This is a genomic window from Arthrobacter sp. EpRS71 (genome assembly GCF_001512285.1).
Classification (GTDB): Bacteria; Actinomycetota; Actinomycetes; order Actinomycetales; family Micrococcaceae; genus Arthrobacter.
Genome location: NZ_LNUV01000003.1, coordinates 321577 through 345827 on the forward strand (window position 1 = coordinate 321577; position 24251 = coordinate 345827).

Annotated in this window: 22 protein-coding genes; 15 read left to right on the forward strand and 7 right to left on the reverse strand. The window is 62.9% G+C overall.

Translation table 11 applies throughout. The features are described 5' to 3' along the window. Window positions 1–81: 81 nt before the first annotated feature. Window positions 82–369 (reverse strand): hypothetical protein, encoded by a 288-nt coding sequence (locus tag AR689_RS04260; protein WP_062067262.1) that lies wholly within the window; start codon window positions 367–369, stop codon window positions 82–84. A gap of 136 nt (window positions 370–505) precedes the next feature. Between AR689_RS04260 and ligA the strand changes: the two genes are divergently transcribed. From ligA to AR689_RS04275, 3 genes are read left to right on the forward strand one after another with little or no spacing between them, the layout of a single operon-like run. Beyond that, on the forward strand, window positions 506–2776 hold the full coding sequence (gene ligA / locus AR689_RS04265) for an NAD-dependent DNA ligase LigA (protein ID WP_062067265.1): 2271 nt from the start codon (window positions 506–508) through the stop codon (window positions 2774–2776). Then, window positions 2773–3597, forward strand: a complete 825-nt coding sequence (locus AR689_RS04270; protein ID WP_062067268.1) for an inositol monophosphatase family protein — start codon at window positions 2773–2775, stop codon at window positions 3595–3597. The genes ligA and AR689_RS04270 overlap by 4 nt, the downstream gene beginning before the upstream one ends. A gap of 37 nt (window positions 3598–3634) precedes the next feature. Next, window positions 3635–4843 (forward strand): AAA family ATPase, encoded by a 1209-nt coding sequence (locus tag AR689_RS04275; RefSeq protein ID WP_062067270.1) that lies wholly within the window; start codon window positions 3635–3637, stop codon window positions 4841–4843. Window positions 4844–4889: 46 nt separating this feature from the next. Here the strand turns inward: AR689_RS04275 and AR689_RS04280 are convergent, their stop codons facing one another. Next, complete coding sequence (locus AR689_RS04280; protein ID WP_062067273.1) at window positions 4890–6257, reverse strand: LLM class flavin-dependent oxidoreductase; 1368 nt, start codon at window positions 6255–6257, stop codon at window positions 4890–4892. A gap of 296 nt (window positions 6258–6553) precedes the next feature. On the opposite strand from AR689_RS04280, the gene AR689_RS04285 reads away from it, so the two are divergent. Together AR689_RS04285 and AR689_RS04290 are read left to right on the forward strand one after the other, a co-directional pair. Next, a complete protein-coding gene (locus tag AR689_RS04285; RefSeq protein ID WP_062067278.1) occupies window positions 6554–7066 on the forward strand; it encodes a GNAT family N-acetyltransferase in 513 nt (170 codons plus the stop codon). Window positions 7067–7126: 60 nt separating this feature from the next. Next, the gene (locus AR689_RS04290) at window positions 7127–7507 is read left to right on the forward strand and encodes a RidA family protein (protein WP_062067281.1); all 381 of its coding nucleotides are present in this window, start codon (window positions 7127–7129) and stop codon (window positions 7505–7507) included. 69 nt (window positions 7508–7576) lie between these two features. Here the strand turns inward: AR689_RS04290 and AR689_RS04295 are convergent, their stop codons facing one another. After that, window positions 7577–8236, reverse strand: a complete 660-nt coding sequence (locus AR689_RS04295) for a response regulator (RefSeq protein ID WP_062067284.1) — start codon at window positions 8234–8236, stop codon at window positions 7577–7579. Then, window positions 8229–9929 (reverse strand): sensor histidine kinase, encoded by a 1701-nt coding sequence (locus tag AR689_RS04300; protein WP_062067287.1) that lies wholly within the window; start codon window positions 9927–9929, stop codon window positions 8229–8231. Before AR689_RS04300 ends, AR689_RS04295 begins: the two co-directional genes overlap by 8 nt. A gap of 198 nt (window positions 9930–10127) precedes the next feature. On the opposite strand from AR689_RS04300, the gene AR689_RS04305 reads away from it, so the two are divergent. Beyond that, window positions 10128–11657 (forward strand): CitMHS family transporter, encoded by a 1530-nt coding sequence (locus AR689_RS04305; RefSeq protein WP_062067290.1) that lies wholly within the window; start codon window positions 10128–10130, stop codon window positions 11655–11657. A 136-nt stretch (window positions 11658–11793) separates the two neighbouring features. On the opposite strand, the gene AR689_RS04310 is transcribed toward AR689_RS04305, so the two are convergent. Continuing rightward, on the reverse strand, window positions 11794–12252 hold the full coding sequence (locus AR689_RS04310; protein WP_062067293.1) for a hypothetical protein: 459 nt from the start codon (window positions 12250–12252) through the stop codon (window positions 11794–11796). A gap of 74 nt (window positions 12253–12326) precedes the next feature. Beyond that, window positions 12327–12512: a hypothetical protein gene (locus AR689_RS04315; RefSeq protein WP_062067296.1), complete on the reverse strand. Its 186-nt coding sequence runs from the start codon at window positions 12510–12512 to the stop codon at window positions 12327–12329. A 187-nt stretch (window positions 12513–12699) separates the two neighbouring features. Here AR689_RS04315 and gatC point away from each other — a divergent pair, with 187 nt between their 5' ends. The 4 genes from gatC to AR689_RS04335 all read left to right on the forward strand — a co-directional run bounded on the left by gatC (window position 12700) and on the right by AR689_RS04335 (window position 16712). Then, on the forward strand, window positions 12700–12996 hold the full coding sequence (gene gatC / locus AR689_RS04320) for an Asp-tRNA(Asn)/Glu-tRNA(Gln) amidotransferase subunit GatC (protein WP_062067300.1): 297 nt from the start codon (window positions 12700–12702) through the stop codon (window positions 12994–12996). A gap of 5 nt (window positions 12997–13001) precedes the next feature. Beyond that, window positions 13002–14570 carry an Asp-tRNA(Asn)/Glu-tRNA(Gln) amidotransferase subunit GatA gene (gene gatA, locus AR689_RS04325; RefSeq protein WP_062067303.1) on the forward strand — a complete coding sequence of 523 codons (1569 nt, stop codon included), beginning with the start codon at window positions 13002–13004 and terminating at the stop codon, window positions 14568–14570. Further along, window positions 14570–16078: an Asp-tRNA(Asn)/Glu-tRNA(Gln) amidotransferase subunit GatB gene (gatB, locus tag AR689_RS04330; RefSeq protein WP_062067306.1), complete on the forward strand. Its 1509-nt coding sequence runs from the start codon at window positions 14570–14572 to the stop codon at window positions 16076–16078. The genes gatA and gatB overlap by 1 nt, the downstream gene beginning before the upstream one ends. Window positions 16079–16154: 76 nt before the next feature. Beyond that, window positions 16155–16712 (forward strand): hypothetical protein, encoded by a 558-nt coding sequence (locus tag AR689_RS04335; protein ID WP_062067309.1) that lies wholly within the window; start codon window positions 16155–16157, stop codon window positions 16710–16712. A 21-nt stretch (window positions 16713–16733) separates the two neighbouring features. Here AR689_RS04335 and AR689_RS04340 read toward each other — a convergent pair whose 3' ends face one another. Beyond that, window positions 16734–17708: a formylglycine-generating enzyme family protein gene (locus AR689_RS04340; RefSeq protein ID WP_197412805.1), complete on the reverse strand. Its 975-nt coding sequence runs from the start codon at window positions 17706–17708 to the stop codon at window positions 16734–16736. A gap of 488 nt (window positions 17709–18196) precedes the next feature. On the opposite strand from AR689_RS04340, the gene AR689_RS04345 reads away from it, so the two are divergent. The 5 genes from AR689_RS04345 to AR689_RS04365 all read left to right on the forward strand — a co-directional run bounded on the left by AR689_RS04345 (window position 18197) and on the right by AR689_RS04365 (window position 24246). Next, window positions 18197–19231, forward strand: coding sequence for an ABC transporter permease (locus AR689_RS04345; RefSeq protein ID WP_062067315.1), 1035 nt, complete (start codon window positions 18197–18199; stop codon window positions 19229–19231). A 42-nt stretch (window positions 19232–19273) separates the two neighbouring features. Then, entirely contained in the window at window positions 19274–20197 is a 924-nt protein-coding gene (locus tag AR689_RS04350) for a carbohydrate ABC transporter permease (protein WP_062067318.1), read from the forward strand. Window positions 20198–20266: 69 nt separating this feature from the next. Then, window positions 20267–21925 carry a type 2 periplasmic-binding domain-containing protein gene (locus tag AR689_RS04355; RefSeq protein WP_062067321.1) on the forward strand — a complete coding sequence of 553 codons (1659 nt, stop codon included), beginning with the start codon at window positions 20267–20269 and terminating at the stop codon, window positions 21923–21925. Window positions 21926–21983: 58 nt separating this feature from the next. After that, window positions 21984–23036: a LacI family DNA-binding transcriptional regulator gene (locus tag AR689_RS04360; RefSeq protein WP_062067324.1), complete on the forward strand. Its 1053-nt coding sequence runs from the start codon at window positions 21984–21986 to the stop codon at window positions 23034–23036. A gap of 16 nt (window positions 23037–23052) precedes the next feature. Then, complete coding sequence (locus AR689_RS04365; RefSeq protein ID WP_082697794.1) at window positions 23053–24246, forward strand: Gfo/Idh/MocA family protein; 1194 nt, start codon at window positions 23053–23055, stop codon at window positions 24244–24246. Window positions 24247–24251 lie beyond the last annotated feature (5 nt).

A 24251-nucleotide genomic window follows, 5' to 3' on the forward strand; every position in this document is an offset into this window, starting at 1 on the left:
CATGCCCAATCCGGGGCCAACCCGAGTCCGGGAAACGCAACTGGCTCCCGCACCCGCACCACCTGTGCAAGCGCCTCCGGTTCAAGCCGGGCAGCCGCCTGTCCAGGCGCCACCCCAGCCCGCGGTGACCCGGAACGTCACTGGGGCACCCCCGGTGAGCGCACCGGCGTCGAGCTCCGCCGTTCCCACCGCAAGCGCCGGCACTGCCCCTGCGTCAGCAACGCCGTCGGCTTCGGTGTCGGTGTCGGTGCGTCCGGGCTCCGCAAGCGCGAGCCCGAGCTCATCCTCCAACTGGAACACGCCCGTGGACAAGGACAAGGAGACGCAGGCGGCAGCGCTGGCATCGAGCTCTTTTTCGGGTCCTAACATGCTGGGCCTTTTCGGGCTTCTGGGTGCTGTCCTGTTGGTTGGCTTGGGAGGGCTCGCGTTCGCACTATGGAGCAGGAACCGTCTGTCGTCGCACTAACGGCTCTTTAATGTCGGCGGGTTACGGCAAGATAGTCCTGTGAGCACACCAGAGAATCCGGATCCGGTAGAGACCACACGTCAGGACGCCGTCGAGGCGATCGTTGCTGAGGAGGGGACTCCGCCGTCGGAGACCTTGCGGGACGAGTACGAGCAACTGGCGGACCTTGTCCGTAAGTACCGCTACGCCTATTACCAGGAAGACTCGCCAACGGTTTCTGATGCTGAGTTCGATGAACTTTACCGGCGGCTGGAGGAACTGGAAGCACTCCACCCGGAACTTGTTTCCAATGACTCGCCCACCCAGGAGGTTGGCGGCGAAGTGTCGTCCGCTTTCGCAGCGGTGGAGCACCTGCAGCGGATGTACAGCCTGGACGACGTCTTCTCCTTGGACGAGCTCGAAGCCTGGGTCCGCAAGGCCGAAGCAGCCGTGGCGAAGCTCGGTGATTCCGTCCCTCCCATCGCGTGGCTGACTGAATTGAAAATCGATGGCCTGGCCGTCAATCTGCTGTACCGGGACGGGAAACTGGTCCGTGCCGCAACCCGGGGCGACGGCACCACAGGGGAGGACATCACCCACAACGTCCTGACCATCAAAGAAATCCCACGGCAGCTCAGTGGCTCGGGATACCCCTCGGAAGTGGAAATCCGTGGTGAAGTGTTTATCCCCTCCAAGGCTTTTGTGGCGTTCAACGAAACGCTGGTCGCTGCGGGCAAGGCGCCGCTCGCCAACCCCCGCAACGCCGCCGCCGGGTCGCTCCGCCAGAAGGACCCGGCCGAAACGGCCAAGCGTCCTCTCAGCATGTTTGTCCACGGCATCGGCGCCCGTGAAGGGCTGGAGGCCAAGAGCCAGTCCGAAACCTACAAGCTCCTCGAAGAATGGGGCCTGCCTGTCAGCCCCTACCTCAAGGTGCTGGATACCTTCGATGATGTCCTGAAGTACATTGCCGATTACGGTGAGCGACGGCATAAGCTCCTGCACGAGATCGACGGCATCGTGGTCAAGATTGACGACTTCGCCACCCAGCGGGCGCTGGGTTACACATCCCGCGTCCCCCGCTGGGCTGCTGCCTATAAGTACCCGCCCGAAGAAGTCCACACCAAACTCCTGGACATCGCGGTCAACGTGGGCCGCACAGGGCGTGTCACTCCCTTTGGCCTGATGGAGCCAGTGAAGGTTGCCGGTTCCACAGTGGGAATGGCCACCCTGCACAACCAGGACGTGGTCAAGGCCAAGGGCGTCATGATCGGCGACATCGTCATTCTCCGTAAAGCCGGCGACGTCATTCCCGAGATCGTTGGGCCCGTGCTGGCGCTGCGTGACAAACAGGATCCGCCGGTCCGGGAATTTGTGATGCCCACAGAATGCCCGTCATGCGGCACCCCGCTGGCGCCGTCGAAGGAAGGCGATGTGGACATTCGTTGCCCCAACGCCAAATCCTGCCCATCGCAACTGCGGGAGCGGGTATTCCACCTCGCGGGCCGTGGTGGGTTCGATATTGAAGCGCTCGGCTGGGAGGCTGCCGTTGCTCTCACCCAGCCCGCAGAGCCGGAGACGCCGCCGCTCACCAGCGAGGCCCGCCTGTTCAGCCTGACGCGCGAAGACCTGGCAGATGTCCTGATCCGCCGGGAAAAGCGTTCCAAGGGTGTGGGTACGGGCGAGTACGAGCTGGTGCCGTACTTCTACACCAAGGGAACGGCCAAGTCTCCGTCCAAGCCCACGGCAACCACGGAGAAGCTCTTTGTGGAGCTGGAGAAAGCCAAGAAGCAGCCCTTGTGGCGCGTACTGGTGGCTCTGTCCATCCGGCATGTTGGCCCCACGGCCTCACGGGCACTGGCCACCGCGTTCGGCAGCATGGATGCCATCCGCAATGCCACGGAAGAGCAAATGGCGCACGTTGATGGCGTGGGTCCCACCATTGCTGTGGCCCTCAAGGAATGGTTCGCCGTGGACTGGCACAACGAGATCGTGGACACTTGGGCCGCTGCCGGGGTGCGCATGGCGGACGAGCGGGACACCTCAATGCCGCGGACCCTTGAAGGGCTCACCGTCGTGGTAACCGGCACGTTGCCCAACTTCAGCCGAGACGAAGCCAAGGAAGCCATCATCATCCGTGGCGGCAAGGCGTCCGGGTCCGTCTCCAAGAACACCAGTTATTTGGTGGCGGGCGAAAGCGCCGGCACCAAGCTGGACAAGGCCGAACAACTCGGCGTTCCAGTGCTGGACGAGGATGGGTTCCGCGAGCTCCTGGCCAACGGGCCGACGCAAACAGGGACGGACGAAGCATCAGTGGAAGAGGCCTCGGAATGACGGACGCCAAGGAGTTGCTGGAGGTCGCCAAACGTGCCGCGGCTGCGGGCGCTGCTGTCCTCGCGCAACGCTCTGCCACCGGCACGGGCGGCGACGGCCTGGAAACCAGCAATAAGGGCGAGGCCGGAGACTGGGTCACGGCTTTCGATGTCGCGGCCGAAAACGCGGTCCGCGAAGCCATCATGTCCGAGCGGCCCAACGACGCCATTACCGGGGAGGAGCATGGCACTACGCGGCCCGAGCAGCCCTCGGGATATCGCTGGTCCATAGATCCCCTTGACGGGACCACCAACTTCATCCGCAACATCGTCTACTACGCCACCTCTGTTGCGGTGGCGGACTCCGACGGCGTCTGGCAGGCCGGCGTAGTGCACGCGCCGGCGCTGGGCCGGATCTATTCCGCAGCCCGCGGGCTTGGTGCGTGGATGGACGCCGGGGGAGAGACCACCACGCTGGCCGGTCCCGTTCCCGGGCGAACAGGACTCATTCTGGCCACGGGCTTCAGCTACGATCCCGCTACACGGGCCAGCCAATCGGAGGGCCTCGCCGCACTCATGGAGGGGTTTGCCGACGTCCGGCGCCTCGGCTCGGCTGCCTTGGACCTCTGCCTCGTGGCTGACGGTACCTTTGATGCCTACGGGGAACGCGGCCTCAACGAGCACGACTTCGCTGCGGGTGCCCTGATCGCGGAAGAAGCAGGGTGCTGGGTTCGCCGTCCTCGCTTGGAAAGCCCCCTTGATGGCGGTCCCAGCACGGAGGACCGGTTGGCGGCGTGGATGTGTGCCGGGGCCCTGGAACTGTCCGGCAAATTCCCCCTGTGACCCGCAGACCTGTGACCCCCAGACCCTTTACCCGCCAGTGATCACAACACTCGCCATCGCGAACTACCGGTCCATCCGGGACCTTGCCATGGAGTTGCACGGACTGGATGTCGTGACCGGGGCCAACGGCAGCGGTAAGTCCTCGCTGTACCGCGCGCTGCGTCTGTTGGCCGAGTGTGCCGGCGGCGACTCAGGAAACGTGGTGGGTTCGCTGGCCAGGGATGGTGGCTTGTCATCCACGCTCTGGGCCGGGCCGGAGTCCATCAGCGATGCCATGCGCCGTGGTGACGTTCCCGTCCAAGGAACGGTTCGGCGGGAGTCCGTGAATCTGAAACTGGGCTACTCCGGTGGCGAATTCGGCTACCTGGTGGATCTCGGCCTGCCGGTGCCCAGCGGCTCCGGATTTGATGCGGAGACGGGGAAGCCCGTGCCCTCTGCTTTCGGGCTGGACCCGGAAATCAAGCGGGAACAGATTTTCTCCGGGCCCGTTGCCCGGCCAGGGTCCTTACTGGTTGACCGCAAGGGCAGCTTGGCCAAGCTGCGCGGAGCCGATGGCGGATGGGCAGAGCTCTCCCGGCGTTTGGATACTTTTCAGAGCATGCTGACCGAAGTTTCGGACCAGGACCGGGCCCCGGAAGTGCTGCGCGTCAGGGATTCAGTACGTTCTTGGCGGTTTTACGATCACTTCCGCACAGATGCCGAGGCGCCGGCCAGGCAGGCTCACATCGGTACCCGCACCCCTGTTTTGCATCACAGCGGCAGGGATGTGGCGGCTGCGCTCCAGACATTGCGGGAGGTGGGCTTCGAGCGGGAACTGGATGCCGCCGTCGATCATGCCTTTCCCGGAAGCCGGCTGGAGATCGCGGTCAACGACGGCCGCTTCAGCGTCGAGTTGCGGCAACCCGGCATGCTGAGGCCCATGAAGGCGGCAGAACTGTCCGATGGGACCCTGCGTTTCCTTCTGCTGACAGCTGCCCTCCTGACACCGCGACCGCCGGAATTGATGGTCCTGAACGAACCGGAAACCAGCCTCCACGTTGACCTGATGCCGGCACTGGCCGGGCTGATTGTCCAAGCCAGTGCCAGCAGCCAGATGATTGTGGTGACCCACTCCGAAGCCCTGCTCAAGGCGCTGCGGGCGAGCGGTGCTGCCCATGAACATGAGCTCTACAAGGATCTGGGCGAAACCAGGATCAAGGGCCTGGGCTCGCTGGAAGGTCCTTCGTGGAGTTGGCCCAAGCGCTGAGCAGCCGCTTCCTCAGAAGCCACAGCCCACCTCAACGCGGCGTACGTCAGAGCGCAGAACCGATGGACGCGAGTGCCCGCGGGGCGTTCCCGGCGTAACGGTTCTCCGGGCGCGCCAATCCGTAGTGCCCCCGCAGGGTGGAGGCAGTGTATTCGGTGCGGAACAGGCCGCGCTGCTGAAGGATGGGCACCACGTGGTCCACGAAGATCTCCAAACCGGAAAGCAGCACGGGAGGCATGATGTTGAAGCCGTCGGCTGCTCCGGCATAAAACCACTCTTGGATGGCGTCGGCTACCTGTTCCGGAGTGCCCGTGATGGTCCGGTGGCCACGTCCGCCACCCAGGCGACCGATCAGCTGCCGGACGGTGAGCTGTTCACGCCTGGCCAGTTCCACAATGAGCGTGTAGCGGCTCTTGGCTCCCTCTATGTCGTCCTCGGAAGGCAGGTCCGCAGGCAGTTGGCGGTCCAAGGGGAGGTCCTCAGGATCCACACGAAGGGTCTTGGCCAGTTGTTCACGGGCGTACTCGGGCTTGATGAGTTGGTCCAGTTCGCGCTCCAATTTCAGGGCCTCGGCTTCCGTGGAGCCGATCACCGGGACGATTCCGGGCAGGATTTTGATGCCTTCCGGGTCCCGGCCTACGGCTGCTGTGCGTGCCTTCAGGTCTGCATGGAAAGCCTGGGCGTCCTTGAGGGTCTGGTGCGCGGTGAACACGGCTTCGGCATACTGCGCTGCAAGGTTTTTGCCGTTGTCCGATGACCCGGCCTGCACAATCAGCGGATGGCCTTGCGGGGAGCGGGGGACGTTCAGTGGTCCCCGGACGCGGAAGTGCTTGCCCTCGTGGTCCACCGTGCGGATCTTTGTGTCATCACCCCATACTCCGTCGGCTTTGTCGGCCAGGATGGCATCGTCTTCCCAGCTGTCCCAGAGCTTTTGGGCTACCTCTATGAATTCCGCGGCCCGTTCGTACCTCACTGCGTGTGCCGGCTGGTCATCCACGCCGAAGTTTCGCGCGGCATCGGGCCCGGCCGTTGTCACGACATTCCAACCGGCGCGGCCTCCGCTGACCCAGTCAACGGATGCGAAGCGGCGGGCGAGATTGAAGGGGTCGTTGTAGGTGGTGGATGCGGTGGCGATCAGGCCGATCTTCTGCGTTGCTGCGGCGATGGCCGTCAGGAGCACGGTGGGCTCCAACTTCCCGGCCGGGCGGCGGCCCACTTCACCGAAAAGGGCGGGGGAGTCCGCAAAAAAGATGGAGTCCAGTTTGCCGCGTTCGGCTGTGCGGGCCAAGTGCTGGTAGTGCTCAACCTTGGTGGCAGCGAGGGGGTCGCTTTCCGGTAGACGCCATGATGCTTCATGATGTCCGGTGCTCATCAGGAAGGCGTTGAGGTGAAGGTGGCGGACTGGCGGGGTCATGGTTGCTCCTCTAGTCAGGACGTTGTGCGGCTGGTGTGTGGCAACTCAAGCACGGGCCCAAAGGCCTTTGCCAGCAGCCCGACATGTCTGCGCAACAGCGCGAAACCGGGGTTCACCGCACGCAACGCCGCTCAATTCGACGCCACGGGAGGCAACACAAGCAGCCCAGCGAACCGTGGGTGGGACAGCGCAGGGAGACCATCCCGGCGTCGTGCATCCTCAACGTGACTGATAGTTCCATCACGGAAAGGGCAGTTTGGCAGGGTGCGCATGTGCAACCCGACTACCATTGGTAGGTGCTTTCGCCGATTACCGTCCGTCCCGCCCTGCCCGAAGACTACGACGCCGTTGCCCGCATTACGCAGGACTCGTACGTCACCGCGGGGTACTACGGCGATGCTGATCACCCGTACCTGAAGAAACTCCAGGACGTGGCTGGTCGCGCGGAGCACGCGGACATCCTGGTGGCCGAGCGCAACGGTGAAGTCATCGGCTCGGTGACGGCGGCACCGGCAGGTGGCGGCTTCTCTGACATCGGCCTGGATGACGAACTTGAACTGCGTACCCTGGTAGTGGACCCGTCCGTGCAGCGCTCCGGCGCGGGCCGTGCGTTGGTGCAGGCCGTCGTCGACCAAGCCAAGGCCATGGAAGGGATCAACGCAGTGTCCCTGACCACCGGTGCCACGTGGGAAAGTGCGAACGCCCTCTACTCGCGGACCGGCTTCGACCGTGCCCCGCACCGGGACTGGTTTGTTCCCGGGACCGACATAAAGCTGTTCGTTTACCGGCTGGACCTCCCGCAGTCATAAAGTTTCCTTCGTAAACGCCGGTCAACGGACCGCGCGAAAACTGCACAGGAAAGGCGCGGCATGCGCAAGACATTCGGCACGGGCTCGGTTTGGGAACAGACACTGGGTTACTCCCGCGCAGTCCAGGTGGACAACACGCTCTTCATTTCCGCAACGGCCGCATCAGGACCAGAGGGCATCGTTGGCGACGACTTCTACTCGCAGACCAAATACATTCTGGAGAAGCTGGGTGCCGTCCTTGAGGAGGCCGGCTTCTCCTACCAGGACGTGGTCCAGTCCAAGCTGTACCTGACGGACATCAGCAAATGGGAAGACGCCGGCCGCGCGCACGGCGAGGTGTTCGGCGAGATCCGTCCGACTCTGGCCTTGGTGCACGTCCTGCCGTTCCTCGACCCCGAAATGCTCGTGGAGATCGAGCTCGTGGCGCAGAAGTCCGCGTAGTCACCCAACTGGGTCGCAGATCAGGTCGTTCTCAGCGCTGGGAACGACCTGATCTGCTACTTACTTGGGTCAGGCGGGGACGCCGTAACGGTGTTCCGGGCGGCCCGTGCTTCCGTACCGCAGCTGGATGTCGACGGCGCCATCGTCCGCGAGGGAGGACAGGTACCTTTGCGCCGTGGCCCGGGAGACGCCAACCCTTTCAGCCACCTCGGCGGCTGAATACTGCTCACCGGGAAGCAAGGATTCCAGCACTGCGGCTTCCGTGGCTGAACGGGGCTTCGCTGACGGTGTGACATCGCCCGGAATCAGCGACCGTTTGGCGCGCTCAATAGTAATCTGGTCAACCGCTGTTTGCTGGCCGAGAATGCGGCGATACCGTGCGTAGGACCTGAGCTGTTGAGACAAGGACTCGGCGGTGAAGGGCTTCAACATGTATCCCAAGGCACCGCGCCGCAGGGCAACCTTGATGGATTGCGCGTCAGAGGCAGCCGTCAGCATCACCGCATCCACATCCAGCTGACCCAACAAGTCCAAGCCGGATCCGTCGGGCAGATACACGTCCAGCAGCACCAGATCGGGCCGCAGGCTGTGGATGGCCTGCAGTGCTTGGGAAACGGATCCCGCCGGCGCCAGCGCCATGAAACCGGCCACGGAATCCACATAAGCTGCGTGGAGTCTTGCCACGTGGAAGTCGTCGTCCACAATCAGCACCCGCAAATCCTCAGCCATTGCTGTCCTCCCTCAACGTTGAGTCGGTCTTTACGCTTGTGGGCTCCGCGGAATCCATGACACCAGGGATAGTGGCCATGAACACGGCGCCCGGACCACCCGTGGTCCCGGGCTCCAAGACGCGGACGTCTCCGCCACGCCGCCGCGCAAGCTGCCGCACCAGGGCCAACCCCAAACCTTGTCCAGCCCCCGAGCGTACCGGTTGTTCCGACGTCGTAAATCCTTCCGCGAAAACCTCGTCCGGTTCCAGGCTCCCCAAACCGTCGCCTGAATCGCCCACCACAATGTGCAGGGTCCCGCCGGTTGTTGTGGCGTCGTCCAGCAGCTCAACCTCCACCCAACGTTCCACTGAAGAGCCGGCGACGGCGGCGCTCACCGCGTTGTCGATCAGGTTGCCGAGCACGGTGGTGACGTCCTGGGGATCGGCGACGTGGCCCCTGACCAGGGTTTCGGGGCCAATCCGGAGGGTCACTCCGCGCTCCGAGGATTCCACGCCCTTCGCGCCAACGAACGCCTGAAGGTACGTGTCCTGGAGCAGCTCGGCTTGTTCCACCGGAAACTTCAGGGGCCCTGTGGCTGAGATTCTGGCCAGGTACTCCTTGGCGGCGTCGTGCTGGCCGATGCTCATAAACCCGGCGATGGTGTGGAGTTGGTTGGCGAATTCGTGGCGTTGGGCGCGGAGGGCCGTGGACATGGTGCCCACGGCGTCGAGTTGCCGGGTGAGTTGCTGCAATTCAGTACGGTCCCGCAGCATGACCACCCAACCGAGGTCCTCCTGCCGGTGCCAGGCTTTGCGTGCGCTGGCCACCACAACGCGTCCGCCGGCCACGATCTCCACGGCCTCGGCGTCGCGGGCTGCAGGTTGGGTGAGCTGCTTGAGCTGCTGGGGAACGGCCGCCGAAGCCCAGTCCTGTCCCGTCGCGTCGGGCATGTCCAAGAGGCGTGCGGCGGCGGCGTTGAACACCGAAATGCGTCCGTCCGCGGCGATGCCGATCACGCCCTCATCCACACCTTGGAGCACCGCCACCTGGTCGTGTACCAAGGTGCTGATTTCCTCGGGTTCCAAGCCGAGCGTGAGCCGCTGAAGCCTGCGCCTGAGCAGGAAGGACGCAAGGACGCCGGCAAGCAGTGCGCCACCGGCTGTGAGGGCAATCGGCACGATGTCGCGGGCCAGGCTGTTACTGAGGGATTCCACGGAATAGCCCACGCTGACCTCGCCCACAATGGTCTCAGAGCTCCCAGGCGCATACACAGGCACTTTGGCCCCGGCCGATGGTCCCAGAGTTCCTGTGTTGCGGGTGGTGATTTCTTCGCCGCCAAGGGCCACCGAGGGGTCGGTGCTGACGCGTTCGCCCAGCCGGGCGACGTCCGGATGCGCCAGCCTCAGTCCGGTTTCATCCGTGATGACCACGAAGAGTGCTCCGGTCCGGATCCGGACGGCTTCGGCCGCAGTTTGCAGGGTGCCGACGGCGAGCACCTCAGGAGGAGGCGTACCTTCTTCTTTGCTGATGGTCTGGACGCCGGACCTGATATCGGGATCCGCGGCGACTGTCCTGGCCAGGGTGAGCGCCTGATTCTCGGCTTCGGTGCCGATCCGTTCATACACCAACCAGGCATGGACAGTCCCGCTGAGCAGGACAACCAGTAGGACCACTCCCAACTGAAGGAGGAGGGTCTGGGTGGAGAAACGCATGCTGACACGACTGTTGCGCGGCACCTTCGCTCCTTTCCTCCTGATCCATTGAATCACTGAGCACAATGCGCAAAACGTTCGCAACGAGCAGTATTCCCAACAATTCCCCGAAACCCCTGCCCGTGACGGAGGCCACCATATCGTCTGTAGTGCGCATCACACCGACGTGGTGCCATTCACAGTAGTAAGGAGCCGGCCGTGCTGGTTTTGCTTGGATTCGCAATGATTGCGGTATTCATGGTCCTGATTATGACCAAAAAATTGACGCCAGTCCTGGCGCTGATCATCGTCCCCACCGTCTTCGGCCTTTTCGCCGGTGCGGGCCTCGGCATCGGCGACATGGTCATGGACTCGATGAAGTCCATGACGTCCACGGCCGCGCTCCTCATGTTCGCCATCATCTACTTCGGGCTGATGATCGACGTTGGACTCTTCGACCCCCTGGTGAAGTTCATCCTCCGCAAGCTGGGTAACGACCCCGCCAAAGTGGTCCTCGGCACCGCCATCCTGGCGGCAGCGGTCTCCTTGGACGGCGACGGCTCCACCACCTTCATCCTTACTACTGCAGCAATGCTCCCGGTGTACCTGCGGCTCAAGATGAGCCCCGTGGTCCTCACCTGCGTTGTCGGCCTCGCCAACGGCACCATGAACATCCTGCCGTGGGGTGGTCCCACAGCCCGCGCAGCCACCGCACTGAACCTGGACGTTAATGATGTCTTCGTTCCCATGGTCCCCTCGCTCATCGTTGGCCTCATCGTCGTCCTGGTCTTCGCCTGGCTCCTCGGCCTGCAGGAACGCAACCGACTCCGCACCACCGCTCCCGAGATCTGGGGCGACGTTGCCGATCCTTCCGACGCGTTCGACGGCGGCACAGGCCGCGGCGGTTCCGTCGCCGCTGGTTCGGGCTCGGGTTCGGGCTTCGGCGCAGGCCGCTTCGGCCTTGGCCGTAACAGCTCCGCCACCACCGCAGGCAAGCCGGGCGCCGCTGCCGGGAAGCCGGGCACCGGCGGAGGTTCCGGCGTCGCGGTTCTTGAAGATCCGGCCACGCTGGTTGACGATCACGACACCGCCATGGCTGACACAGCACTGGATCCCAACCGCACCACACTGCGCCCCAAGCTGTTCTGGTTCAACCTGGGCCTGACCGTGGCCGTCATGGTGGTCCTCGTGGCCAACATCGTTCCGCTGCCGTTCGTGTTCATGGTGGGCTCCGCAATCGCCCTGCTGGTCAACTTCCCCAAGGTCAAGGACCAAGGCGCCCAGTTGATCGCCCACGCGCCGTCGATCGTGGCCGTGGTCAGCATGGTCATGGCCGCGGCAGTCCTCACCGGCGTCCTCAATGGCACCGGCATGGTCAAGGCAATGTCCGAGTGGCTCGTCCAGATCATTCCCGCCGAAATGGGCCCCTTCATGGCGGTCATCACCGGCCTGCTCAGCATCCCCATGACCTTCTTCATGAGCAATGACGCCTTCTACTTCGGAGTCCTGCCGGTGCTTAGCGAAACCGCCGCACACTATGGCGTGGATGCAGTGGACATGGCCCGCGCCTCCATCACCGGGCAGCCCTTCCACCTGCAGAGCCCGCTGGTCCCGGCGATCCTCCTGCTGGTCTCCCTCGCTAAGGTCGATCTGGGCGATCACCACAAGAAGGTCCTCTGGCGCACGGCAGTCATCTCGGTTGTCATGCTGGCTGTAGGTGTCCTGACCGGAGCCATCGGCATCGGCTGACTCGCCGCAGCTTCGGGTATCGAGTTCGCGGGTTCGCTACCAATTCGCCGTTCAGCAACGGCGTATTGTGCAGCGGACTCGCGACTTGGCGTTAAGCGATGCGACCATGTGCGCAGGACCGGGGTGAGATAGCCACTCAAGTGGTTCTCTTTTTGGCAGTGGGATCCAACGTGCATTCGCCAACCACTTTGATGAAGCTTGTCTCCTTGGACGGTGTGAACTGCACCAGAAGCCCTCTCGGGCTTCTGGCGTTGAGCTGGATGCCTGTGGTGTTTCCGCCCATGTTGTCGAAGATATTGCCAATGGTGTATCCCTTGGACTCCAAATGGGCCTTCATTTGTTCCAAGGCAGCCCGGGGGTCACTCACAGGGCCGCCCTCGATCTGCGTCTGATAGGCGCGGCCGTCGTCCCTGGCACGAACTGAGCACGGGGGAGGGAAATAGCCTGCCGTATCCTGACGGTCCCAGCTGGGCCAATCTGCCCCTGAGTGCTGCACCGTGTCATCTATGGCATCCATGAAGTCCGTAAACACCGCCTCGGCGCTCCGCTCTCCAGGTCCAGGCTCACCCTGTTGCTCACCGTTCACTGAGTTCATGCCGCATCCTGTCATCACCAAGCACCCCAGCATTATCGAGACCAGCAGTGCTTTGCGCTTCGGTTTCGTTTTCGTCATTGGCCGACTTCTTCGTCGAGTTCGTCCGGGGTGAGATCGCGTTCAATCAGGGGCCCGTTGGGGAAGTCCATGCCGCCGTATCCCGGCTTGTCCTCACGGCGGAGCGGGATCAGTTCCTTGATCAGATCACCGCGACCGGTGGAGGTCAGGGCAATATTGTGGGCGGACTCGGTGCCTCCCAAATGACGCCGAAGCCCGTAAATAAATCGAAATGACAAATTCGGGCATGAACATATATTTAGGAGTGGGCTATCAGTTCTCAACGTGACGAAGAATCCAAAGATTGGGCTGCCGGATTCCCGTCTGACCGGCACACCCAACCCAAGTAGACTGGTTCGGAAAACCATTTGAACTTTGCAGGGGAGATCCATGGCTGCGATCAACCGTGACGACGTCGCGCATCTTGCGCGTCTGGCTCACATTGAAATGAGTGCCGAAGAACTGGACAGGATGGCTGTTGAGCTTGCTGTCATCGTGGATTCGGTGAAGAGCGTGAGTGAAGCTGCGGGGGAGGACGTCCCGGCGACGTCGCACCCGATTCCGTTGACCAACGTGTTCCGTGAGGACGTTGTGGGCCACACGTTCACGGCTGAGCAGGCGTTGTCCGGCGCCCCGGATGCTTTCGAGAACCGTTTCAAGGTCCCGGCAATTTTGGATGAGGACTAATTACTATGACTGAACTGAAGAACGAACTCATCCGCCATTCCGCTGCCGATCTCGCTGCCAAGTTGGCTGCCCGCGAGGTGACCGCCGTCGAGGTGACGCAGGCGCACCTTGACCGCATTGCCGACGTCGACGGTCAGGTTAATGCCTTCCTGCACGTCAACAGCGAAGAGGCTTTGGCTGTTGCTGCTGAGGTTGATGCTGCTCGTGCCGCCGGCGGCTCCGCTGCTGAGGAACTCCATGCCCTCGCCGGTGTGCCCATCGCCGTGAAGGACCTGATCGTCACCATCGGCCAGCCCACCACGGCTGGTTCGAAGATCCTCGAAGGCTGGCACAGCCCGTACGACGCCACCGTGGTCAAGAAGCTGCGCGCGGCCAAGATGCCCATCCTGGGTAAGACCAACCTGGATGAGTTCGCCATGGGTTCTTCCACTGAGCACTCGGCGTACGGACCCACCCGAAACCCGTGGGACCTGGACCGTATTCCGGGCGGTTCGGGCGGTGGCTCCGCTGCCGCCGTCGCCGCCTTCGAAGCGCCGCTGGCGCTGGGCACGGACACCGGTGGTTCCATCCGGCAGCCGGGTGCTGTCACCGGAACCGTTGGTGTGAAGCCGACGTACGGCGCAGTTTCCCGTTACGGTGCCATTGCCATGGCTTCGTCGCTGGACCAGATCGGTCCGGTGTCCCGTACCGTGCTGGACTCGGCGCTGCTGCAGGAAGTCATCGGCGGCCACGACCCCTTCGACTCCACGTCACTGACGGACCCGTTCAACAACCTTGTTGACGCCGCCCGCGTGGGCAATGTTGCGGGCATGAAGATCGGCATCATCAAGGAGCTTCACGGCGAGGGCTACCAGGCCGGCGTCGAGAACCGCTTCAATGAGTCCCTTCAGCTGCTGAAGGACGCCGGCGCTGAAATCGTCGAGGTGTCCTGCCCCAACCTGAAGTACGCGTTGGGTGCTTACTACCTGATCATGCCGTCCGAGGTGTCCAGTAACCTGGCCAAGTTCGACGGTGTCCGTTTCGGCCTGCGCGTCCTGCCCAAGGACGGTCCCATGACCATTGAGCGCGTTATGGGTGCTACCCGTGCCGCAGGCTTCGGTGATGAGGTGAAGCGCCGCATCATCCTTGGCACGTACGCGTTGAGCGCTGGTTACTACGACGCCTACTACGGCTCGGCACAGAAGGTCCGTACGCTGATCCAGCGTGACTTCGACGCCGCGTTCGCGAAGGCTGATGTCCTGATCTCCCCGACGGCGCCCACCACGGCGTTCAAGCTGGGGGAGAAGCTCAACGATCCACTGGCCATGTACCTCAATGACGTCGCCACCATCCCGGCAAACCTTGCCGGCATCCCGGGTCTGTCCCTGCCGGGTGGCCTGGCCGACGAAGACGGCCTGCCCGTTGGCATCCAGTTGCTGGCTCCGGCCCGCCAGGACGCCCGCCTGTACCGCGTGGGCGCTGTCCTTGAATCCATCCTTGAAGAGAAGTGGGGCGGACCGATGCTTGCGCAGGCGCCGGATCTGAAAAATGCTGTCCTTGGTGCAGTAGCTAACACCGCCGGAGGTTCCAACTAATGTCCGTCGACGCAACCCTGAGCTTCGAAGAGGCCATGGAGAAGTACGATCCCGTCCTGGGGTTCGAGGTCCACGTGGAGCTCAACACCAAGACCAAGATGTTCTCCTCGGCTCCCAACGTCTTCGGTGACGAGCCGAACACCAACGTCAACGAGGTTGACTTGGGCATGCCCGGCGTCCTGCCTGTAGTAAACAAGACCGCGGTGGAATCCTCCATCAAGATCGGCCTTGCCCTGAACTGCAAGATCGCCGAGACCTGCCGCTTCGCCCGGAAGAACTACTTCTACCCGGACACCCCCAAGAACTTCCAGACCTCGCAGTACGACGAGCCGATCGCCTATGACGGTTACCTGGACATTGAGCTTGAGGACGGCACGGTCTTCCGCGTGGAGATCGAGCGCGCCCACATGGAAGAGGATGCCGGCAAACTGACCCACATGGGTGGCGCCGCAGGCCGCATCCAGGGTGCAGACTACTCGTTGGTGGACTACAACCGTTCCGGTGTGCCGCTGGTGGAGATCGTTACCAAGCCGATCGAGGGCGCCGGCAGCCGTGCGCCCGAGCTGGCCAAGGCCTACGTTGCCGCGGTCCGTGAGATCGTGAAGAACCTCGGCGTTTCCGATGCCAAGATGGAGCGCGGCAACGTCCGTTGCGACGCCAACGTTTCGTTGCGCCCGCATGGCCGGGAAAGATTCGGGATCCGTTCGGAGACCAAGAACGTGAACTCGCTGCGCGCAGTAGAGCACGCCGTCCGTTACGAAATCCAGCGCCACGCTGCTGTCCTTGATTCCGGCGAGCCGGTCATCCAGGAGACGCGCCACTGGCACGAGGACACCCGTTCGACGACGTCGGGCCGGCCCAAGTCCGACGCCGACGATTACCGCTACTTCCCGGAGCCGGACCTGGTTCCGGTGGTCGCCTCCCGTGAGTGGGTGGAGGAACTCCGCGCCACCCTTCCCGAGCCTCCGGCCGAACGACGCAAGCGCCTCAAGGAAGCTTGGGGATACTCGGATCTGGAATTCCGCGATGTGGTCAACGCTGGCGTTATGGACTCCATCGAGGAAACCATCGCAGCCGGTGCATCCGCCGATGTTGCCCGTAAGTGGTGGATGGGTGAGATTGTCGGTCGCGCCAAGGTTGCCGACGTCGATCCTTCCGAACTCGGCGTCACGCCGCAGGTCATCGTCGAGCTGAACAAGCTGGTTGAAGACGGCAAGATCAACAACAAGATGGCAACCCAGGTCCTGGATGGCGTGCTCGCCGGCGAAGGTACTCCGGCTGAAATCGTTGAGAAGCGCGGCCTCGCGGTTGTTTCCGACGACGGTCCGCTCCTGGAAGCCATCGACGCCGCACTGGCAGCACAGCCGGATGTCGCCGAGAAGATCCGTGGCGGCAAGGTTCAGGCCATTGGTGCGATTGTTGGCGGGGTCATGAAGGCAACCCGTGGCCAGGCAGACGCAGGACGTGTCCGCGAGCTCATCCTGGAGAAGCTCGGCGTCCAGGGCTAAACGCCAGTTTCTTTCCCCTCAAAGTAGGTCGCAGTTATTACTGCGGCCTACTTTGCTGTGGGCGCACAATGGATGCATGGCCACTCTTAAACCAAGCCTTCGTCAGGGCCTTCTGGCCGCTGCGATCGCCGTCGCACTGACCGGTGGCGGTGCCGCCGCTGTATGGGCGGGCACCCAACCCAGCCCTTCGCCGTCGAGCGCTTCCGCATCGCCCGGCCCGTCGGCGTCCGCCAAAGCAAAGCCTGCCGACGGCCGTGGGCAGGCCATCCATGGTGAGCATGTTGTGAAGCAGCAGGACGGAAGCTACCGGACTGTTCTCACACAGACCGGAATCCTTGAGTCCGTCAGCGAAACCGAGATGACCGTGAAAAGCGAAGACGGCTTTACCCAGCGCTACGCGATCAATGCAGAGACCAGCATCGCGAAAGTCCCTGTCAACCTGTCGGAGCTCCGGAACGGCAAAGGCAAGCCGTCATTGCCGTCAGCGACGACTGCTGATCTCAAGGCCGGTGACACAGTGCGGGTCAATGGCACCAAGAACGGCGACACCGTGACGGCCACGAAGGTGGTGTCCGGGGAACTGCCGGCCGGCGTCAAGGGCCACGGGCATAAGCGCGGGCACGGCCCTCAGTAGTACACCGGCCCTCATTAATACCTAGAGCGCCACTGTCCTGAAGCCCAGGTTTCCGCTGGCTGAGTCCGGCGTGTTGGAGCTGCGGGCTGCCACTCGGTATCGGTTGCAGTAGGAGTCGTGGCAAAGGTATGAGCCGCCCCGCATGACCCGCCCGCGTCCGATGGTGGGGCCTTGGGGGTCCTCAACGGTGCCTTGGGTCAGGCATGTCTTGTAGTACTTGGGCAGGAACCAGTCGCTGCACCATTCCCAGACGTTCCCGCTGGTTTGGTACAGCCCGTAGCCATTGGGGCGAAAGGACATGGCCGGTGCTGTGGTGAGGTAGCCGTCGTCCACTGTGTTGCGGGAAGGGAATTCGCCTTGCCAAATGTTGCAGTTGTGGGCGGCGGCGCCTGGCTGGTCGTTGTGCAGGTGGTTGCCCCAGGGGTAGCGCTGCTCGGACAACCCGCCGCGGGCGGCGTATTCCCACTCGGCTTCCGTGGGCAACCGGCGGCCAGCCCAGGCGCAGTACGCCAAAGCGTCGTTGTACGACACATGGGTGACCGGATGATCCGGTATGTCCGTCCAGTGGGAGAGGGGCCCGGCCGGGTGCGCCCAATCCGCTCCACTGACGTTTAGCCACCACGGGACGCTGTTGACCCGGTTGAGGATCTGGTTCTTTTCCGCCTTGACCGCCAGATGGAACACCGCTGATGTTCCGTAAATTTCCGACTCGGTCCGGTGCCCGGTGGCATCAACGAACTCCGCAAACTGCTGATTCGTCACGGTGGTGGCGCTGATCCTGAAGCCGCTGACCCGCACCTCGTGCACTGGTGACTCGCCATCCCCCTCGTAGCCCTCGTCGAAGGGATCACCCATGGCAAAGGTTCCGGAGGGAATCGCGACATCGCCGCGTTCGATGTCTGCTTCCTGGTTCGTCCGGGAAGACTCGGCCCTCGCGGAAAGTTCGACGGCGGCACTCGCCTGACGATGTCCGCCCACCCCGCGTAGGGGGATCATCAGCCGCGGCTCCTCGTGGGCCCTGGAGTCGGCGCCCGGGCTACAGCAATCTGCCATGTCAACCTTCTGTCAAAGTTCCAACCGCTTGTACTTTATCGGCTTGTCCTTTATCGGCGGACCGTTGCCCGTTAAAGACACCTTGTATTCGCGCGGCGCAACTCTTTCCGCCTCGCGCGCCACATGTGCGTGGGGGTCGCACCTGTTTCCGCCTCGCGCGCCACGTGTGCTCGGGCGTCGCACCCGTTTCCGCCTCGCGCGCCGGTTCCTATGGGGCGATCGGCGGGAAAGGGTGCGTGGGCTCTGGCGAGGGACCCTGAGTCGCACTCCCAACCCCGCCTACACAGCGATAGTGATGAAAAGTGATTTCTTTGATGAGTTTCGATCATGATCTTGCAAAAAGAGATCCCTGTCACTTATGGTTTGTTAAACGGTTAACGAGCGTGGCCTGAATCACATTATGGCTCAGGCTCAGCACTTGAGGAGACAGCATGAACTCGACGACGGAACAGGCTCCGGCATTGCCCGAGGCTCGCCGAGTCCCGGGACCGCCAGGTGGAAACGCCGCCGGATCCGGTCCGAAGAAGCGGAAGAGAAACAAGGTCCCGCAGCAGAGTTTCCGATCCCGGCTGCGACGGGACAAGCAGATGCTGCTCATGATGCTGCCCGGTGTGGCTTTCCTGTTGCTCTTCTTCTACATCCCCATCCTTGGCAACGTCATCGCGTTCCAGGACTACCAGCCCTACCTCGGCATCGGAGACAGCTTGTGGGTTGGCTGGCAGAACTTTGTGGACTTGTTCGGAAATCCGGACTTCATTCACGCTTTCTGGAACACGCTCTATCTGGCGGCCTGGCAGCTGGTGTTCCTCTTCCCGGTGCCACTGGTGCTGGCGCTGATTGTGGATTCACTCATCAGCACCCGAGTCCGGCGGATTTTCCAGAGCATTGCCTACCTGCCGCACTTCCTGTCCTGGGTCTTGGTGATCGCCTTCTTCCAGCAGATGCTTGGTGGCGCAGGATTCGTCAACAACCTTCTCCGCGACTGGGGGATGGACCCCATTCCCTTCATGACCAACCCGGAAACATTCCCGGTCATGGTGGTGGTCCAGATGATCTGGAAGGACGCCGGTTGGGCCATGATCATCTTCCTGGCCGCCCTTGCCAGCATCGATGCCTCTCTCTATGAAGCCGCCGCGGCCGATGGAGCCGGGCGCTGGCGCAGAATGTGGCACATCACCCTCCCCGGGCTGCGTCCCGTGATCGTCCTGCTCCTGATCCTGCGGATCGGCGACATCCTCTCAGTGGGCTTTGAGCAGTTCATCCTGCAGCGCGACGCCGTTGGAGCCGGAGCTGCGGAAGTCCTGGACACCTTCACCTACTACACCGGCGTAGTGGGAGGCGGCTGGAGCTCAGGCGCGGCAGCAGGCCTGGCCAAGGGCGTGGTCAGTGCCTTGTTGATCTACGGCGCCAACAAACTTGCCCACCGCTTCGGCGAAGACGGAATCTTCGCAAAACAAGTGCGCTGAAAGCCACGCTGACCCGCGCGCCTGCCGCACAAGGAGAACCCCATGGCAACAACACTTTTCACCAAGAAACCCCGGGAACTTAGCTACAACCCAAAGCGCCCGGTGTGGAAGGAAAAGCCTTCCGCCCTGTATCAAACGGTCAAAGCGGTGGTCCTGATCGTTTTCAGCCTGTCCATCCTCACGCCCATCCTTCTAGTGGTTTCGACGTCCCTCGCTGATACCGAACAGCTGGTCAAAGCCGGTGGCTTCGTCCTCTGGCCGGAGCGACCCACCTTGGAGGCCTACGTCACCATCTTCAAGGGCCCCATGGTTCTGCAGTCCCTGGGGGTCAGCATGCTGGTCACCGCAGTGGGCACCATCCTGGCGTTGTTCGTCACCATCACCATGGCCTACGCCACCAGCCGCACGGTCCTGTTTGGCCGGCCGGTGATCCTCGCAGTCCTGTTCACGCTCCTGTTTGCACCGGGCCTGATTCCGTCCTTCCTCATGATCCGCCAACTCGGTCTGCTGGACTCCCTGTGGTCGCTGATCCTTCCCGGGATCTTCGGAGCCTTCAACTTTGTGGTGATGCGATCGTTCTTCATGAACATCCCGGGCGAACTGATCGAAAGTGCCAGAATCGACGGCGCCAACGACTGGCAAATCCTGTGGCGCATCGTGATGCCGTTGTCCAAAGCCGTGATCGCCGTCGTCGGGCTCTTCTACGCCGTGGGTTTCTGGAACTCGTTCTTCAACGCCCTGCTCTACATCAACGATCACAGCAAGTGGCCCATCCAGTTGCTTCTCCGCAACTTCGTGGTCCAAGGCAGTGGGGCAGCGGACCAGCTGGGTATCACCACCACACCGCCGCCGCAGTCCATCCAGATGGCAGTGGTGGTTGTAGCGCTGGTCCCCATCCTGATGGTCTACCCGTTCCTCCAAAAGCACTTTGCCAAGGGCGTCATCACCGGCGCCGTGAAGGGCTGACCACACCCGCGGCACCTGACAAGCACTAAAAACCACACCATGAAGCAAGTAACCAGAAAGGGTTATGCCATGACGAGCACTACCTCACAGGCTGGATTCAGCCGCCGCGGTTTCCTTGGCCTCGCAGGCCTGGCCGTGACCGCCGCCGGCTTGTCCGCCTGCGGTGGTGGCGGAGCCGCAAGCAACGGAGGCGCCGCTGCCTCCGCTTCGGTCAAACTGCCCACGTACAAGGAATTCACCGGCGTCACCCCGGACATCGCGGGTAACGCCAAGGGCCTCCAGGCCGGATACTTCAAACTGCCCACCGCTGTGCAGTCCGTGAAGACGCCGCCGCTTAAGGGCAAAGTGACCGGCCTGACCGAAACCTTCGACACCATGAGCCCGGGCCTGAAGGACAACCCCTTCTGGCAGCGGCTCAACGCCAAGCTCGGCGGCGACCTGGAACTGCAGATCGCAGAAGACATCGGAGACGGCTACCCGGCCAAATTCGCCACTGTCCTTGCCAGCAACGATCTTCCGGACATGATGTGGGTTCCGCCGAACCAGGGCATTCCCAACGTCGGGCCCATGCTTGAGGCCAAGTTCCAGGACCTGACGCCGTACCTCTCCGGCGACGCTGTCCTTGAGTACCCCAACCTGGCTGCGCTGAAGCCCGATTCCTGGAAGACCGCCGTCGTCAACGGAAAGATCTGGGGTGCTCCCATCCCCAGTACCCCGTTCGGGCAGGTGTATCTCGGAAACCACGATATGTGGGCCAAGGTTGGTGGCTTCGAAGCATCCAGCGCTGACGAATTCCTGGACAAAGCCAAGGAGCTGACCCGGCCCGGCGATCAGCAGTACGCGCTTGAACCGGCCTACATCAACGCCCTCCACATGGTCACGGAATGGTTTGGCGCCCCGAACAGCTGGGCCGTCAACAAGGACCGCACCCTCACCCACCTCTACGAAACCGATGAGTACCTGGCCGGCGTGGAGTTCACCGCCAAGATGTTCGCGGCCGGAGTTTTCTACCCGGACTCCAAGGCCACGGACATCCGCTCGCGCGTGGCCAACGGCAGTGTGGGAGCCCAGGTTGTCTCCGGGCCCCATGACATCCGGAGTTACCGCAGCCTGAACAAAACCGCCCAGTTCGACATCCTCGTTCCGTTCAGCGCAGACGGCAAGGTCAAACCCGTCTACGACATGGGCTACGGAACAGTCGGTTTCACGCCGTTCAAGAAGGCCGAAGAGGGCAAGATCCGCGAACTGCTCGCGCTCATCAACTACCTGTCAGCCCCGTTCGGCACCGTGGAATACCTGCAGAAGAACTTCGGTGAACTCGGCCAGGACTACACCATTGACGGCTCCGGCAACCCGGCACGCACCGACACGGGGACAACCAACGCTCCCGGCCTCGTCTCAGCCTTGAACATCATGTCCAGCCCGGAAAACGTGATCTTCAATCCGGGCTTCGACGACGACACCCGCTACGTCAGCCAGCAGGAAGAAAAACTGCTCGAGTTCGCATGGCGCAACCCCACCAATGGTTCCTACTCGGACACCAACGCAAAGGTGGGCGCCAAGATCACCAAGCAGCTGCGCGACAAGGTGGTGGACATTATTACCGGGCGCGCCAAGATCGACGAACTCAAGGACGCCGTCAAACGCTGGAAGAGCGAAGGCGGCGACAAGATGCGCGACGAGTACCAGGCCGCGTTGGACCCCAACGTGCCGGTATTCAGGAGCTAGCCTCAAACCAACAACCACGCAACGCAAACGTACAAAGCAAGCACCAGCAGGGGGAACCATGGCAAAAGCGAGCAGCACCGGGGTCAGGCCAACCATTCGCATGGTGGCCGAACTGGCGGGCGTCTCCACGGCCACGGTTTCCTATGTATTATCAGGCCGCCGCGGCGATGGCGGTCCGGGGGTATCGGATCCGACGGCGGAAAAGGTCAAGGCCGCTGCGGAGCGGCTCGGCTACCGCCCCAATCAGGCGGCCCGGGCCATCCGTACGGGCCGTACCAACACGGTGATCCTCTCGCTGACCATGCTGTCCGATCCCTGGTCCCTGTCCGTCATCGAGTCGGTGCAGAAGGCCGCGGTTCCGCGGGGGATCACGCCGATGATCCTGGGCGACGCCGACTGGGTGAAGGTGCTTGGCGCACACAATGCGGACGCTGTGTTTGTTGATGCCGTCCGTGAAGAGCAGCGGGACGCGCTGCGGAAGCTTGCCGAGCACGGAACCAGCCTGGTGGTTTTTGACGAGGTGCTGGAAGCGGAAGGCTTCGACGTCATCCGTTCCATTGCCGGACCTGGCTGCCGGATGGCCGTGGAGCACCTGCTCCACGGCCATCGCAGGATTGCGTGCTTGACTCCGGCAACGGTGGCCGGAACATCCGGCGGCACCAGGTACAGGGCGTACTCCGAAGCCCTCGCAGACGCCGGCATCCCGGAACGTGAGGACTACGTGGGCTTGTTCGATGGCACCAGCGCGGGGGCGTACGCCGCGGCAACACGGTTGCTCAGCATGCCGGAGCGTCCCACCGCCCTCTACGCCACTACGGATTACGCAGCGGTCAGCGCCATCAACGCCGCCCAGCGCCTGGGCCTTGCTGTGGGTAAGGACGTGGACATCATCGGTGTGGGCAACACGGTGGAGGGCGAGCGGATGTCTCCCTCGCTCAGCACTGTTGGTCCCGTGGACTTCTTCGACAAACTTGCGCGGCTGCTCCTCCGGCGGGCAACCGCGCAGTCCAGCCCGGACGCGGCAAAGGACCCTGGCGTCCTTGATTTCCCCTGGCACTTGTTCGTGCGCGAATCGGCGCCGCACCGCAGCGCCGCAACCAGACTTTACTAAGAACAGCAGAAGGATATTGCACACCATGGAAAAGGATTTGAAGGTCGGCATCGTAGGTTTCGGCCTGCGGTCGGGGCTGTGGAAGCACGCCCACAAGCCGGGCCAAGGCTCGGAGGTCACCATTGTCTGTGACCTGAGTGAACGTGGACGGGCGGACGCCGCTGAACGCATCCCGTCCGCTCGCGTCACCGGGGACCTTGAGGAACTGTTGAGCAGTGGGATCGACGCAGTCCTGGTCCTGACCCCCGATAACCAGCACGCCGCCGTCGCCGTTCGAACGCTCAAGGCGGGCATCCCCACCTTCTGTGAGAAGCCCTTGGACATCACCATTGAGGCCGCGGACCGGATTCTGACGACGGCCTACGAAAGCGGAACACGCCTGTACGTTGGCCACAACATGCGGCACATGCCGGTTGTAGTACAGATGCGCCAACTCATCGAGGACGGCAGGATCGGCGAGGTCAAGGCAGTCTGGTGCCGACACTTCGTGGGCCACGGCGGCGACTACTACTTCAAGGATTGGCACGCCCAGCGTGCCAACGTTACCTCGCTCCTGCTCCAGAAAGGTGCCCACGACATCGACGTGATCCACTGGCTTGCCGGTGGTTACACCAAACGGGTTGCCGCCGTCGGCGATCTTGCTGTCTACGGCGACGTCGCAAACCGGAGCAACAACGCGGGCAAGCGCATGGGGGACTGGTTCTCCATGGATAACTGGCCGCCCACGGAGCAAAAGGACCTGGCGGAGGTGATTGATGTGGAGGACATCTCCATGATGAACATGGTGCTGGATAACGGTGTGCTCGCCTCTTACCAGCAGTGCCACTTCACGCCGGACTACTGGCGCAACTACACCGTCATCGGGACCAAGGGCCGCCTTGAGAACCTCGGTGACGGGCCGGGGGAGACCATCAACGTGTGGACCAGCCGGTCCTCCGGCTACGCGGCACCGGATGAGGTCATCGCCATCCAGGACGGCGAAGGCGGCCATGGCGGCGCCGATCCGCGCTTGATCGAGGAGTTCCTTCGCTTCGCGTCGGAGGGTGGCCGGACCCAGACCAGCCCCATTGCCGCGCGCCAAGCTGTGGTGGCGGGCATCCTGGCGGCGGAATCCTTACGCGGCGATGGCTCTGCACGCGAGGTGCCGGAGCTCCCTGCCGAGCTGGTGGAGTACTTCGACGCCGGCCAGCCCGCCTTGGTCCGCGACTGACTGTT

Coding starts and splice junctions, on each gene's coding strand:
- AR689_RS04260 (WP_062067262.1), bottom strand. CDS start 369: ATGTTAGGACCCGAAAAAGAGCTCGATGCCAGCGCTGCCGCCTGCGTC.
- gatC (WP_062067300.1), top strand. CDS start 12,700: ATGGCTGCGATCAACCGTGACGACGTCGCGCATCTTGCGCGTCTGGCT.
- AR689_RS04360 (WP_062067324.1), top strand. CDS start 21,984: ATGGCAAAAGCGAGCAGCACCGGGGTCAGGCCAACCATTCGCATGGTG.
- AR689_RS04295 (WP_062067284.1), bottom strand. CDS start 8,236: ATGGCTGAGGATTTGCGGGTGCTGATTGTGGACGACGACTTCCACGTG.
- gatA (WP_062067303.1), top strand. CDS start 13,002: ATGACTGAACTGAAGAACGAACTCATCCGCCATTCCGCTGCCGATCTC.
- AR689_RS04280 (WP_062067273.1), bottom strand. CDS start 6,257: ATGACCCCGCCAGTCCGCCACCTTCACCTCAACGCCTTCCTGATGAGC.
- AR689_RS04310 (WP_062067293.1), bottom strand. CDS start 12,252: ATGAACTCAGTGAACGGTGAGCAACAGGGTGAGCCTGGACCTGGAGAG.
- AR689_RS04335 (WP_062067309.1), top strand. CDS start 16,155: ATGGCCACTCTTAAACCAAGCCTTCGTCAGGGCCTTCTGGCCGCTGCG.
- AR689_RS04345 (WP_062067315.1), top strand. CDS start 18,197: ATGAACTCGACGACGGAACAGGCTCCGGCATTGCCCGAGGCTCGCCGA.
- AR689_RS04350 (WP_062067318.1), top strand. CDS start 19,274: ATGGCAACAACACTTTTCACCAAGAAACCCCGGGAACTTAGCTACAAC.
- gatB (WP_062067306.1), top strand. CDS start 14,570: ATGTCCGTCGACGCAACCCTGAGCTTCGAAGAGGCCATGGAGAAGTAC.
- AR689_RS04290 (WP_062067281.1), top strand. CDS start 7,127: ATGCGCAAGACATTCGGCACGGGCTCGGTTTGGGAACAGACACTGGGT.
- AR689_RS04270 (WP_062067268.1), top strand. CDS start 2,773: ATGACGGACGCCAAGGAGTTGCTGGAGGTCGCCAAACGTGCCGCGGCT.
- AR689_RS04300 (WP_062067287.1), bottom strand. CDS start 9,929: ATGCGTTTCTCCACCCAGACCCTCCTCCTTCAGTTGGGAGTGGTCCTA.
- AR689_RS04355 (WP_062067321.1), top strand. CDS start 20,267: ATGACGAGCACTACCTCACAGGCTGGATTCAGCCGCCGCGGTTTCCTT.
- AR689_RS04340 (WP_197412805.1), bottom strand. CDS start 17,708: ATGATCCCCCTACGCGGGGTGGGCGGACATCGTCAGGCGAGTGCCGCC.